Genomic DNA, 12504 nt, shown 5'->3' with positions numbered 1-12504 from the left:
GGGGATGCGCCAGGACGGCACCAGAAGGCCCTCGGCCACCCGACCACAGAAACCGAACAGAAGGGACACAAAGTGAAACGGAGCAGGTGTTTCCTATCGCTCGGAATGTCACTCGCCGTCACCGCCCCGGCACCGGCGACCACCGAACCGGGCCGGCCACTGTGGCGTACCGGACCAGAATCACCGAGGTGGTGGCAATGATCCGGACCGTCCGCGGCGGCCTCGCCCTCACCATCCTGCTCGCCGGCACCATGGTGCTCGCCCAACCGCCTGCCCGGGCGGCCACCTGGGAGACACTCATCAACGGGTCCTCGTTCGCCAACCGCGACGCGCTCATCGCCGAATGGAACTTCCGCTACCCCTGGGGCTCCGACCACAACGGCAGCGCCCGCATGTACGCCAGCGCCACCGACAACAACCACGTCTACCTCTCCCCCAGCGGACAGCTCAACATCAAAGCCACCCGCATCACCTGGGACGAAGGAACCAGCTCAGCCGACCCACACCTGCCGATCCGCTACCACTCCGGCGCCATCCACGCCAAAGACCAGGTACTCGTCAACGACCAGTTTCCCAACTACGAGGTCAGAGGCGAATTCCAGGCACCGTCGACCCGCGGCACCTGGCCGGCGTTCTGGCTCACCGGAGCCAACAGCTGGCCACCGGAAAGCGACATCCTGGAGTACAAGGGCGACGCCCGCAACTGGTTCAACACCTACGACGGGGCATGGGACAACACCATCGTCGCGGTGTCGAACCCAGCCGCGTGGCACGAATACCGGGTCTGGATCACCAAGGTCAACACGACCGACGTCGACATCCACTACTACCTTGACGGCCAGTGGAAAGGCCAGCACCGCGGATCCCACTTCGTCGGCAAACCGATGTGGCTGATCATCAACCTCCAGATGGAAGGCTCCTCCGGCTCACCCGGGCCGACCGCCGAAACCCTCTACCGCGCCCGCAACATCTACCTCGGCCGCACCCGCAACTGACGACCCTGACCAGCGGACGTGGGCGCAGGTCCGGTGCCGGCGCCCACCAGCCGGGGCGGTCGTCGAGGCCCTGCGGGCCGGGACGTGTCGAGGCGGCGTCCCGGTCCGCGGGATCGGGTTATCTGCCGTGCCGGTTTCCGGTCAGGGGTACCGGCGGCAACCGGCCTCTCTCCCCCGGGCCGCCCGTACCGGGTGCGTCATCGTGCGGCCGGCGTCACGGCGCGGGAAACGCCAGAGCAGCCAGGCGAAGTACGGCGCACCGACCATGGCCGTGACCAGGCCGGCCGGGATCTGCGCGGGTGCGATGGGCGTCCGACCGAGCGTGCCGGCCAGGCTGACCAGGATCGCCCTGACCAGCGCGACGACCGGCAGCATCCGGGCGGTTAGCCAACCTTTGATCAAGTCAAGCCGGCGTAGCTCACCTGCCGACGCCCCGGGGGATGGCCGTAGCCAGCGGAGTCGGCGACCGGCCCGGACGGCCTTAGGGCGTCCGGCACCTCGTCCGAGCAGCCTGCCGGGACCTGGATCTTCGGGTGAGTCGGATCATGTCGGCTAGCCAAGAGGTACTGCTGTGCTTAGCCTAACCTAACCACCGAGCCGCCGAGGCTCGGTCGAACCCGAGAGAACGGAAACCACCACCATGCGCGCATGGCGTCCGGTCCTGGCCGTGACCGCGTTGAGCGTCGTGCTCGCCGGCTGCGGCAGCGACTCCGACACCGCCGACACCCCCGCCGCCGGCGGTCCCTGGTCCTTCACCGACGGCTCCGGCCAGGTCGTGAAGGCGGACAAGACCCCCACCCGGATCATCGCGCACGCGGGTGAGGCGGCCGCGCTGATGTCCTTCGGCATCAAGCCGGTCGGCATCTTCGCCGACGAGTCGGTCAAGACCGACCCCAACCTGCGCAACCTCGACCTGGCCGGGATCGAGATCCTCGGCGAGGAGTGGGGGAAGATCGACGTCGAGAAGGCCGCCGCGCTGCGCCCGGACCTCATCGTCGGCGACTGGTGGCCGGCGGAGAAGGCGCACAGCGGCCTGGAGGAAGGCGTCGACGAGAAGAGCAAGAAGCTCGCCGAACTGGCCCCCGTCGTCGGTGTCAGCCAGGGCAAGTCGATCGTCGCGCTGGCCGAGGGGTACGAGGATCTCGCCGAGAGCCTCGGGGCCGACGTGGACAAGCCGGAGATCGCGGCGCACAAGAAGCGCTTCGAGGAGGCGGTCACCGCCTTCAAGGCCGCGACCGCCGGCAAGCCCGGGCTGACCGTCGCGGCGATGTCGCCCGCCGACGACAAGGTGTACGTGGCCAACCCCGAGTACGCGCCCGAGCTGCTGGACCTGCAGGGCTGGGGACTGAAAGTGATCAACCCGGGTAGCCCGGACCCCGGCTTCCCGTACTGGGAGAACCTGAGCTGGGAGAACGCGGACAAGTACCAGCCGGACCTGATCCTGTGGGACGGCCGCTCCTTCACCCCCACCGCCAACGCGGAGTGGGGCAAGAAGCAGCCGACCTGGTTCAAGATCAAGGCGGCCAAGGCCGGCGCGACCGTCTCCTGGCCGGCGTTCTGGCTGCACACCTACGGCGACTTCGCCACCGAACTGACCACGCTGACCGAGGCGGTCAAGGCCGCGGATCCGAATGTCGGCAGCTAGCCGCGTCCCGACGCGCGCCCCGGGACGCGGCGGGCGGCGGGCCTCGGCTCTCTGGCCCGGGCTCGCCGCGCTCTGCCTGCTCCTCGTCGCCGTCGCGTTCCTGAGCGTGACGATGGGCTCGCGCTCCATCGGGCTCTCCGAGGTGCTGCGCGCCCTCGGCAACCTGGGCGACGACGGGTCGATCGCCAGCACGGTCACGCTGGAGCTGCGGGTCCCCCGTACCCTGCTCGGCATCCTGGTCGGCGCCGCGCTCGGCGTCGCCGGGGCGATCCTGCAGGGCGTCACCCGCAACCCGCTCGCCGACGCGGGGATCATGGGCATCAACTCCGGTGCCGCCGTCCTGGTCGTCTTCGCCATCACGGTGCTCGGGGTACGCGGCGTCGGTGTCTACATCTGGTTCGCCTTCGCCGGAGCGATCGCCGCGCTCGTGCTGGTGTACGCGATCGCGTCACTGGGCCGGGAGGGCGCCACGCCGGTCAAGCTGGCCCTGGCCGGAGCGGCGGTCACCGCCGGCCTCGTCTCGGTCACCACCGGGATGGTGATGACGAACGTGGACGCGCTCAACGAACTGCGGTTCTGGCAGGTCGGCTCGCTCGCCGGCCGGTACACCCCGATCCTGACCGGGGTCGCGCCGTTCCTGCTGCTCGGCCTGGCCGCGTCACTCGGCTTCGGGCGTGCCCTCAACGGCCTCGCGCTCGGCGAGGACACCGCACGCGGCCTCGGCCAGCACGTCACCCGGACCCGCACGGCCGCCTTCGCCGTGGTCGCGGTACTCGCCGGCGCCGCCACCGCCGCCTGCGGGCCGATCGTCTTCGTCGGACTGGTCGTACCGCACGTGGCCCGGCTCATCTGCGGTCCCGACTACCGGTGGATCCTGCCGTACTCGATGGTGCTGGCGCCGATCGCGCTGCTCCTCGCCGACGTGCTCGGCCGGGTCGTGGCCGCCCCCGACGAGCTCCAGGTCGGGGTGGTGCTCGGCGTGCTGGGCGCGCCCGCGTTCGTGACCATCGTCCGCTACGGCCGGCTCTCGGAGGTGTGAGCGGATGACCGCGACGACGACCCACCCGACCACCGCACCGAACGGTACCGGGGCAGGCTCGGCGCTGCGCGGCAACCGGCGGCGGCGCCGGGCCCGCTCCACCGCCGTGACCTGCGCCCTGGCCGTGGCCGTGGCCGCGCTCTTCGTCCTGACCATGATGGTGGGCAGCTTCCGGCTCGGCGCCGGTGAGGTCGTCGCCTCGGTACTGCACCTGCGCGACAACCCCAGCGTCGACTTCGTCGTGCGCGGCCTGCGGCTGCCGACCGCCGCCTCCGCCCTGACGGTCGGGCTCGCACTCGGCGCCTCCGGGACGATCTTCCAGCAACTACTGCGCAACCCGCTCGCCTCGCCGGACTTCGTCGGCATCACCTCCGGGGCCGGGCTCGCCGCCGTCACCGGGATCGTGCTGCTCCAGGCCGGCGGGCTCGCCGTCAGCGGGCTCGCCCTCGGCGGCGCGATCCTCGCCGGCCTGCTCATGTATCTGCTGGCCTGGCGCGACGGGGTCACCGGCTACCGCTTCATCCTGATCGGCATCGGCACGTCGGTCTTCTTCGACGGTCTCATCGGCTACGTGCTCAGCCGGGCCCGGCTCTTCGAGGCCCGCCAGGCGATGCACTGGCTGACCGGCTCCGTCGGGCAGGCCAGCACCGACGAACTGCGCCTGCTCGCCGGTGCCCTGCTCGTCCTGCTCCCCGTCGCGGTACTGCTCCAGCGACCGTTGCGGGCCCTCGAACTCGGCGACGACGCCGCCCGTACCCTGGGCACCCGGCCCGACCTGAGCCGGGCCGGCCTGCTCGCCACCGCCATCGTGCTGGTCGCCCTGGCAGTCTCGGTGGCCGGTCCCATCGCCTTCGTGGCCCTCGTCGCCGGCCCGATCGCCAACCGCCTGCTCGGCCCGGCCACCGGCGGGATCCTGCCTGCCGCGCTGGTCGGCGCCGCGCTACTGCTCACCGCCGATCTCGTCGCCGTGCACCTGCTGCCGACACCGCTGCCCACCGGCGTGGTGACCGGCGCGGTCGGTGCTCCCTATCTGCTGTGGCTGCTGGCCACCACGAACCGGCAAGGAGTGGGTGGATGACCCGACTGCGCGCCGAGGACCTGACCCTCGGATACGACAACCGGACCGTCGTCGCCAACCTCGACGTCACGGTGCTGGACGGCCGGATCACCGCGATCGTCGGCGCCAACGCCTGCGGCAAGTCCACCCTGCTACGGGGTCTGGCCCGGCTGCTACCGGCCCGCGGCGGCGCCGTCTACCTCGACGGCCGGGCCGTCGCCGACCTGCGCACCCTCGACGTGGCGAAGGTGCTGGGGCTGCTCCCGCAGACCCCGGTCGCGCCCGACGGCATCACCGTCGCCGACCTCGTCTCCCGGGGCCGCTACCCGCACCAGGGCTGGTTCCGGCGCTGGACCGACCGCGACCACGAGGCGGTCACCCGGGCGCTCGACGCCACCGGCACCGCGGACCTGATCGACCGTCCGATCCGGGACCTCTCCGGCGGTCAGCGCCAGCGTGTCTGGGTCGCCATGGCCCTGGCCCAGGAGACCGACCTGCTGCTGCTCGACGAGCCCACCACCTTTCTGGACATCAACCACCAGGTCGAACTGCTGCGGCTGCTCCGCAAGCTGAACGCCGAGTCCGGCAAGACCATCGTCGTCGTCCTGCACGACCTCAACCTCGCCTGTCGGTTCTGCGACCACGTCATCGCGATGTCGGACGGCGCGATCGTCGCCGAAGGCGCCCCGACCGACGTGGTCAGCGCCGAACTGGTCGAGAAGGTCTTCGGGCTCGACTGCATGATCGTGCCCGACCCGATCGCCGGCACCCCGATGGTGGTACCCGTCTGAGGGCGGGCCCGTTGCGCCGCGCCGACCGCTCCAGCTCGCCCGGATCCCGGCGCCCGAGCGTGCCGTGACGACCACTGGAAGTACCCGACTACGAACCGGAGACCGGAGGCGAGGGGAAGATGGCCAGGACGAACCTGAACGCGACCAGGGTCAAGCCGGAGGTGTCCGAGCTGCTCCACCTGCGGGTGTTGCGCAGTGAGCGGATCTCGCCGCACTTCCAGCGGGTGACCCTCGGCGAGCAGGACGCCGGACGGTTCCGTCCGATGGGATTCGACCAGTGGTTCCGGCTGTTCATCCCGGTCACCGACGACTCGCTCGGCAAACTGCCGGACCGGCTGAACACCCTCGCGTACCTGCGCTTCCTCACCATCGCCAAGTCGTCCCGGCCGGTGCTGCGCAACTACACGGTGCGCGGCTACCGCAACGAACCGGGCAACGGACCGGAACTCGACGTCGACTTCGTCATCCACGGTACGGCCGGCGACCCGGGCGCGGGTCCGGCCGCCACCTGGGCGCAGACCTGCCGCCCCGGTGACCCGGTGGCCATCCTGGACGAGGGCATCGGGTTCAATCCGCCCGCGCCGGTCGACCAGGTGCGCCTGGTCGCCGACGAGAGCGCCCTACCGGCGGTCGCCGGCGTGCTCGCCTCGCTCCCGCCGCACACCCGGGGACACGCCGTCATCGAGGTCCCCGCCGATGCGGACCGGCAGCCCCTCTCCGCGCCGCCCGGCGTCGAGCTGAGCTGGCTGGTCCGCGGCGACCGGCCCGGCGTACCCGGGACGCTCGCGCTCGCCGCGGCCCGGGACCTGCCGGCGGCCGACTCGCCGCACTACGGCTGGGTGGCCGGCGAACAGGGGCTCGCCACCGGGCTGCGCCGGCACTGGGTCAGCACCGGCGTGCCGAAGGAGAACATCATGTTCTGCGGCTACTGGCGGGCCACTCGCACCCGGGTCAGCGCCGCCTAGGCTCCACCGGCGCGCCGGTACGCAGCGACTCGACGACGGCTTCGGCCGCCGCGACGCCCCAGCACGCCTCCTCGACCGGCATGACGTCCGGCTCGCGCCGGCCGGTGAACACCGCGAGGGCGTACCCCACCTCGCGGCGCAACGCCCCGCCGACCACACCGTCCTCCTCCGGCCACAGCGACAGGTCCGGAACCTGGACCCCGGCCCGGGTCCACTCCACCAGCGCGTCGCTGACCAGCCGCTGCTTGAGGATCCCGTCCAGGCCCAACACCTCGACCTCGCCCACGATGGCCCCGTCCAGGGCCAACGGACCGTCGTCCAGGGTGCCGGGCGCGGTCGCCGGCACCAGCCAGGCGGACTCGACCGTCGCGATCACCCCGTTGTCGAATTCGAGGAGGGCGCTGACCACACTGGGCGCCGCGTCACCGGCCGCGCCGCTGCGCATCGCCACGACCCGGCGTACCGGGGTGCGGGCGAACGAGATCGCCAGGTCGATGTCGTGGATGCAGGACTCCCAGACCGGATGCACCCGGTCACCGAAACTGAGGAACCAGGCGCGGCTGAAGTCCCGGCGCAGCCGCAGCGCGCACGGTGTGCCGACGGCGCCCCGTTCGATGCCGGCCCGCATCCGGGCCATCGGTGCGGTGAACCGGGAGATGTGCCCCGCCACGACCTGCCGCTGGTGGGCCTCGGCGGTGTCGGCGATCCGCCACGCGTCGGCGGCCGACAGGGCCAGCGGCTTCTCGACGAAGACGTGGCTGCCCGCCGCCAGGGCGGTCACGGCCAGCCCGACGTGTGAGGCCTCGTCGGAGGCGATCACCACGACCTCCGGGCGGACCCGGTCGAGCAGCGGGGCGAGGTCGGTGTCGGTCGCCTCGACGCCGTGCGCCCGGGCCACCTCGGCGAGCCGGGCGGTGTCCGGGTCCACCAGACCGACGATCCGGGCGCCGGCCTCGGCCCAGACCCGGGCGTGCAGGGCCCCGAACCGCCCCACTCCGGCGATCACCACGGTCGGTCCGGTCATGACGATTCCCTCCCGGGGATGGACGGTGTGTTCGCACTCCGGCCGGTGGGCACCGCAGGAGCCGGGGGTGCCTGCGCACCCCGGCCGGCATGCACGGCGACAGCGCAGGTTTCCCTGGCGCCGTGCCCGCCGGGGACGGTGAAGGTGGAGGGCTCTTTGGCGCCGTGGCCGGTGAGCACGGCGACGGCGCACGACGGCGCGGGGACGGCGGAGGTGTGCAGGGCCGCCACCGCGGCGGCCGCCGCCGGCTCCACGAACAGCCCGTGCCGGGCCAGATCACGGGCTGCCGAGGCGATGGCCGGCTCGTCGACGCCGACGATCGCGCCGCCACTGTCCCGAGCGGCGGCCAGGGTCAGCAGACCCTCGTCCTCGTAGCCGCGCAGCGCGTCGGCGATGGCGGTCGCGGCGGTCGGGGCGACCACGACGGGCTCGCGCAGCGACGACTCCCAGTCCGCCGCGTCCCAGGCACGGGCCAGCGGAGCGCATGCCTTGGCCTGCACCCCGACCATCCGGGGCAGGGTACTGGTCAGGCCCGCGTCCCGCAGATCCGTGAAGCCGAGCCAGATGCCGCGCAGCAGCGGGCCCGCACCGACCGGTACGACCAGCACGTCCGGTACGGCGCCGAGGTCCTCGACGAGTTCGGCCGCGATCGGCCGGTACGCCTCGGTCAGCAGCGGGTTCCGGTACGTGGTGGTGACGTTGAGCCAGCCCTCCCCCTCGGCGCGGGTCGCGGCGGCGTACGCGTCGCTGTAGTGGCCGTCGACCAGTTCCACCTCGGCACCGTGCGCCCGGGCGGTCGCCAGCTTCGCCCCCGCGTTCGAGCCTGTGGCGCAGAAGATCCGGCAGCGTAGCCCCGCCGCTGCGGCATAGGTGGCGGCCGATACGGCGGCGTTGCCGGTCGAGGCCAGGACGAGACCGTCCAGTCCCCGGTCGAGGGCGGCGGACGCGGCGAGCGCCATCGCCCGGTCCTTGAAGGAGAGGGACGGGTTCAGCGACTCCAGCTTGACGTGGGCGTCGACACCGCCGTACCGCAGCGGCAGCAGTGGTGTCGCGCCCTCGCCGAGGGTGACGGCGTGCGTCGTCCGGGGCAGCATGCCGGCGTACCGCCACAGTCCGCTTCCGGCGGTGCGCCGGCACTCCTCGGCGGAGACCGGGTTCAGGTCGAGCACGACGGGTGACCCGCAGCTCCGGCAGCGGTAGGCGGGGAATTCCGTGCTCTGCCGGCACCGGACACACGCGACGGTGAAGTCCCTCATCGCGCCGCCGTCGGTAGCGAGCGCGCCGCAGCCGGCAGGGAACGCGGCTCCGGCGTCCGGCCGCCCGAACCGGCCTGCGGGCCGGCGACGTCGCGAGTGGACGAACCGCTCTCGGGGTCGGCAACGCCGCGAGCCGGCGCACCGGTCTGCGGCTCGGTGATGGCGCGGGTGGGCGCACCGCTCCAGCCGAGCTGGCCGGAGAGGTCCGCGGCGGCGGCCCGGACCTGCGGGCCGAGCCGGCCGGCGGCCTCGGCGTCGAACCGGGTGGCCGGGGCCGAGATGCCCAGCCCGGCGACGACGTGCCCGGTGTGGTCGAAGACCGGGGCCGCGACGCAGCAGATGCCGAGTTCACTCTCCTGCAGGTCGCGGGCGTAGCCGTCGGCCCGTACGCCGGCCAGCAGCGCGTCGATGTCGGCGCGGACCACGGGTTCGCCGGAGAGCCGCCCGTGCGCCTCGATCACCTCGTCGAGGACGTGCGCCGGTGAGTGGGCGAGGATGGCCCGACCGATCGCGGTGGTCAGCGCCGGGTTGGTCTGGCCGACCCGGCTGTACATCCGCACCGGGGACGGGCTGTCGATCTTTTCGATGTAGACGACGTGTACCAGGGCGAGCACGCCGAGGTGGCAGGTCTCGCCGGTCTGGGCGGAGAGCGGTCGCATCACCCCCAGCGCCTCCTGGCGCAGGTCGAGTCCGTCGAGATAGGAGCGGGCCAGCGCCATCGTGCCGGCGGCCAGCGCGTACCGGCCGTCGACCGTCTCGCGGACCAGCGCGGTGCCGCGCAGCACACCGAGCATCCGGTGCAGGGTGGTCGCCGGAATCTCCGTCGCCTTGACGAGTTCGGTCAGCGAGGCACCCGGCGGGCTCTCCGCGAGCGCCCGGAGCACCGCGACGGTCCGCTCGACCGCCCGCAGGCCGTCGGGTTTCCGTTCGTTGTTGGCCATCTTCATGCCCTCATCTCGGCCTCGGCGTCCAGCCGGCGCACCGACAGCATCCGCTGCGCCATAGCACGATAGACCTCGGCCGCACCGCGCAACTGGTCGACGAGCACCCACTCGGCCAGGGAGTGTGCCTGGGCGATGTCGCCCGGCCCGCAGACCGCCGCCGGGGTGCCGGTGGCGGCGAGCAGGGCGGCGTCCGTCCAGAACTGCAACCCGACCGGCTCCGGGTCCGCGGCGACAGCGCAGAGCATCCGCAGGTACGGGTCGTCGGCCGGGCAGTCGAGCGGGGCGTGCACGAAGGTCGCCGTACCGGCCATCTCCTCGACCGTGGCATCCACCCGGGGGTCCGCCTGACTCAACTCCGCCACGACCGCGCGCAGCTCGGCCAGTACCTCGTCGTGCCGTTCCGACGGCAGCCACCGCCGGTCGAGCTGGACGACGCAGGACGCCGGGACCATCGGCGGGCGGTCCCCGCCGGCTACCACCCCGACGTTGACGGTCGCCGGGCCGAGCAGTGGATGGCGGCGCCGGTCGAGTGCGGGTACCAGGTCCCGCTCGACCGCGGCGATGAACCGGGCCGCGTGGTAGACGGCGTTGACCCCGTCCTGCGGCACGCTGCCGTGCGTGGCGACACCCCGAAACGTCGCCTGGGCCCACATCGCGCCCTTGTGCGCCCGCCCGACCCGCAGCATCGTCGGCTCGCCCACGATCGCGAAGTCGGCGCGGACGCCGGCCCCGACCAGCGCCCGCATCCCGGGGCTGCCGTTCTCCTCCCCGGCGACGGCGGTCAGCAGCAGTTCGCCGTCGAACGTGACGTCCGGCGCGGCGAGCAGTTCGACAACGGCGATCATCGCCGCCAGGGCACCCTTCATGTCGACGGCGCCCCGGCCCCACAGCCGGCCGTCGGAGACCCTGGGCAGCAGCGCGTCCGGCATGCCGTAGGGCGGCACGGTGTCCAGGTGCGCGTTGAGCATCAGCGTCGGGCCCGGACGGCTGCCGCGCACCCGGGCGATCACGTTGGCCCGGTCGCGCTCCACCGGCTGGGTCTCGACCTCGGCCGCACAGCCGCGCAGCCGGTCGGCGAGGTAGTCGGCGACCGCGCGCTCCTGCCCGGGATGGTCCTGGTGGCCCTCGATCGCGATCAGCCGGGCGGCCTCCGCCAGCACCGCGTCCGGGTCGATCCGCCCGATCATCGAACCCTTTTCCGCCTCCCCCCGCGGTCCGCCGGACCGCAGGGTCGGACGCGGTGCGTGAGCGCCGCGCGGTTCAGGTGGCGAGAGGTTCATCCCGCACCCCCGCCGGAGAGGGCCGGATCGCGGTGCAGTTCGGCGACGGCCGCCGCGACGGCGGTGTAGCGTCGGCGGGCCCGCCGGTAGCCGGGCCGGTGCTCGGCCGGGGCGGTCAGCGGCTCGCTGTCGTCCAGCGCCGCGCAGGCGGCGGCGACGTCCGGCCAGACTCCGGCCCCGATCCCGGCCAGCGCGACGGCGCCGCGCGGCGAGGCGTCCTGGCGCAGCCGTCGCACGGGTGCGTCGCACACGGCGGCGAACGCCTCGCACCACACCGCCGATCGGGTCACCCCGCCACCGACCCGGATCTCGGTCGCGGCGCCCGCGCCGTCGAGGAGTTGCTCCACCGCCGCCGCGCAGGCGTAGGCGACGCCTTCGAGTACGGCGCGGGCGACGTCGGCGGGTCCGTGTTCCGGCGCGGCGCCGAGCAGCGCGGCCCGGACCGCCGGATCGTGGATCGGGGCGCTGGCGCCGAGCAGGTACGGCAGGAAGGTCAGTCCGCCGGCGCCGGGGCCACTCCCCCGGGCCAGCCGGTCCGCCGTGCCGTCCGGCACCTGCGGGGTGCCGCTGGCGAGCAGGTTCCGCTCGGCCCAGCGGATCGCCAGCCCGGCCGCGTACGAGGAGACCATGCCGAGGAAGCCGTCCTCGCCGGCCCGGGCGAAGACGAACCGGTCGACGCCGGCCCGCGGCTCCGGCACCGGGGTGACGATCTGGGCGGCGGTGCCGACGTTGACGTAGACCCGACCGTCGGCGACCGCCCCGGCCCCGAGTGCAGCGCAGGAGACGTCGCCGCCGCCGGCCACCACCGGGGTACCGGCGCGCAGCCCGGTCGCCTCGGCCGCCTCGGGTCGGACCGCCCCGACGATCTCCGCCGAGCCCTGCACCCGGGGCGCCAGCCGCTCGTCGGCTCCGCAGCGGGCCCACAGCCGCGGCTCCCACCGCCGCCGGATGACGTCGTAGAGCAGGGTGCCGGCGGCGTCGGTGGGGTCGCTGCCCCAGTCGCCGGTGAGGTGGTGCCGCAGCACGTCCTTGGGCTGGACCATCCGGACGGCCCGGCGTACCGCCTCGGGTTCGTGCCGGACCAGCCAGGCGAGCTTGGCGGCGCTGAACGCCTCCACCACCGGGTTGCCGGTCAGTTCGCCGAAGAGGTCGCCGTGCTCGCGCAGTTCCCGCACCTCGGCGACGGCCCGCCGGTCCGCCCAGGTCATCGCCGGGCGTACCGGCCGGTCCCGGTCGTCGAAGAGCGCCACCGCGTGCATGTGGCCGCTCAGCCCGACCCCGGCCACCGCCCCGGGGTCGAGCCCGGCCAGCGCCTCCCGCACCGCGCCGGCCGCCGCGCGCCACCAGTCGGCCGGGTCCTGCTCGTGCCGCCCCGGCCGGCTGGTGTCGGACGGGTAGTCGCGGTAGGTCCGGGCCGCCGTGGCGCCGGTCCCGGAGTCGACCACCAGCACCTTCACTCCGGTGGTACCGAGGTCGACTCCGACCAGCAGGGGACCGCCGGACACGGC

12 protein-coding genes are annotated in these 12504 nt (G+C 73.3%); 6 read left to right on the top strand and 6 right to left on the bottom strand.

Annotated elements, in window-relative coordinates; all coding sequences use genetic code 11:
* Positions 1 to 197: 197 nt before the first annotated feature.
* Positions 198 to 995, top strand: coding sequence for a hypothetical protein (locus AAH979_RS23310; RefSeq protein ID WP_346260245.1), 798 nt, complete (start codon positions 198 to 200; stop codon positions 993 to 995).
* Positions 996 to 1136: 141 nt separating this feature from the next.
* Here the strand turns inward: AAH979_RS23310 and AAH979_RS23305 are convergent, their stop codons facing one another.
* Complete coding sequence (locus AAH979_RS23305; RefSeq protein ID WP_346260244.1) at positions 1137 to 1370, bottom strand: iron chelate uptake ABC transporter family permease subunit; 234 nt, start codon at positions 1368 to 1370, stop codon at positions 1137 to 1139.
* Between the two features lie 265 nt (positions 1371 to 1635).
* Here AAH979_RS23305 and AAH979_RS23300 point away from each other — a divergent pair, with 265 nt between their 5' ends.
* From AAH979_RS23300 to AAH979_RS23280, 5 genes are all read left to right on the top strand, one after another.
* Entirely contained in the window at positions 1636 to 2640 is a 1005-nt protein-coding gene (locus AAH979_RS23300; protein ID WP_346260243.1) for an ABC transporter substrate-binding protein, read from the top strand.
* Positions 2627 to 3679 (top strand): iron ABC transporter permease, encoded by a 1053-nt coding sequence (locus AAH979_RS23295; RefSeq protein ID WP_346260242.1) that lies wholly within the window; start codon positions 2627 to 2629, stop codon positions 3677 to 3679. Before AAH979_RS23300 ends, AAH979_RS23295 begins: the two co-directional genes overlap by 14 nt.
* Positions 3680 to 3683: 4 nt before the next feature.
* The gene (locus tag AAH979_RS23290; protein WP_346260241.1) at positions 3684 to 4757 is read left to right on the top strand and encodes an iron chelate uptake ABC transporter family permease subunit; all 1074 of its coding nucleotides are present in this window, start codon (positions 3684 to 3686) and stop codon (positions 4755 to 4757) included.
* A complete protein-coding gene (locus AAH979_RS23285) occupies positions 4754 to 5527 on the top strand; it encodes an ABC transporter ATP-binding protein (RefSeq protein WP_346260240.1) in 774 nt (257 codons plus the stop codon). Before AAH979_RS23290 ends, AAH979_RS23285 begins: the two co-directional genes overlap by 4 nt.
* Positions 5528 to 5646: 119 nt before the next feature.
* Positions 5647 to 6492, top strand: coding sequence for a siderophore-interacting protein (locus AAH979_RS23280; protein ID WP_346260239.1), 846 nt, complete (start codon positions 5647 to 5649; stop codon positions 6490 to 6492).
* Here the strand turns inward: AAH979_RS23280 and AAH979_RS23275 are convergent.
* The 5 genes from AAH979_RS23275 to AAH979_RS23255 form a co-directional block, all read right to left on the bottom strand.
* Positions 6479 to 7516: a Gfo/Idh/MocA family oxidoreductase gene (locus tag AAH979_RS23275; RefSeq protein ID WP_346260238.1), complete on the bottom strand. Its 1038-nt coding sequence runs from the start codon at positions 7514 to 7516 to the stop codon at positions 6479 to 6481. The two genes, AAH979_RS23280 and AAH979_RS23275, sit on opposite strands and share 14 nt — an antisense overlap.
* Positions 7513 to 8685 (bottom strand): pyridoxal-phosphate dependent enzyme, encoded by a 1173-nt coding sequence (locus AAH979_RS23270; protein ID WP_346260237.1) that lies wholly within the window; start codon positions 8683 to 8685, stop codon positions 7513 to 7515. Before AAH979_RS23270 ends, AAH979_RS23275 begins: the two co-directional genes overlap by 4 nt.
* An 83-nt stretch (positions 8686 to 8768) precedes the next feature.
* Positions 8769 to 9719: an IclR family transcriptional regulator gene (locus tag AAH979_RS23265; protein ID WP_346260236.1), complete on the bottom strand. Its 951-nt coding sequence runs from the start codon at positions 9717 to 9719 to the stop codon at positions 8769 to 8771.
* Positions 9716 to 10903: a M20/M25/M40 family metallo-hydrolase gene (locus AAH979_RS23260; RefSeq protein ID WP_346260235.1), complete on the bottom strand. Its 1188-nt coding sequence runs from the start codon at positions 10901 to 10903 to the stop codon at positions 9716 to 9718. Before AAH979_RS23260 ends, AAH979_RS23265 begins: the two co-directional genes overlap by 4 nt.
* Before the next feature lie 89 nt (positions 10904 to 10992).
* Entirely contained in the window at positions 10993 to 12501 is a 1509-nt protein-coding gene (locus tag AAH979_RS23255; RefSeq protein ID WP_346260234.1) for an FGGY family carbohydrate kinase, read from the bottom strand.
* Positions 12502 to 12504 lie beyond the last annotated feature (3 nt).

It is taken from the genome of Plantactinospora sp. ZYX-F-223 (genome assembly GCF_039649625.1).
In the GTDB taxonomy this organism is placed as follows: Bacteria; Actinomycetota; Actinomycetes; order Mycobacteriales; family Micromonosporaceae; genus Plantactinospora.
Note: the sequence above shows the minus strand (reverse complement) of the source record. Positions and strands in the feature narration are given on the sequence as shown.

Bases quoted from the DNA above. Each gene is read 5' to 3' on its own strand.
- AAH979_RS23310 (WP_346260245.1), top strand. From the start codon at position 198: ATGATCCGGACCGTCCGCGGCGGCCTCGCCCTCACCATCCTGCTCGCC.
- AAH979_RS23305 (WP_346260244.1), bottom strand. From the start codon at position 1,370: ATGCTGCCGGTCGTCGCGCTGGTCAGGGCGATCCTGGTCAGCCTGGCC.
- AAH979_RS23300 (WP_346260243.1), top strand. From the start codon at position 1,636: ATGCGCGCATGGCGTCCGGTCCTGGCCGTGACCGCGTTGAGCGTCGTG.
- AAH979_RS23295 (WP_346260242.1), top strand. From the start codon at position 2,627: ATGTCGGCAGCTAGCCGCGTCCCGACGCGCGCCCCGGGACGCGGCGGG.
- AAH979_RS23290 (WP_346260241.1), top strand. From the start codon at position 3,684: ATGACCGCGACGACGACCCACCCGACCACCGCACCGAACGGTACCGGG.
- AAH979_RS23285 (WP_346260240.1), top strand. From the start codon at position 4,754: ATGACCCGACTGCGCGCCGAGGACCTGACCCTCGGATACGACAACCGG.
- AAH979_RS23280 (WP_346260239.1), top strand. From the start codon at position 5,647: ATGGCCAGGACGAACCTGAACGCGACCAGGGTCAAGCCGGAGGTGTCC.
- AAH979_RS23275 (WP_346260238.1), bottom strand. From the start codon at position 7,516: ATGACCGGACCGACCGTGGTGATCGCCGGAGTGGGGCGGTTCGGGGCC.
- AAH979_RS23265 (WP_346260236.1), bottom strand. From the start codon at position 9,719: ATGAAGATGGCCAACAACGAACGGAAACCCGACGGCCTGCGGGCGGTC.
- AAH979_RS23260 (WP_346260235.1), bottom strand. From the start codon at position 10,903: ATGATCGGGCGGATCGACCCGGACGCGGTGCTGGCGGAGGCCGCCCGG.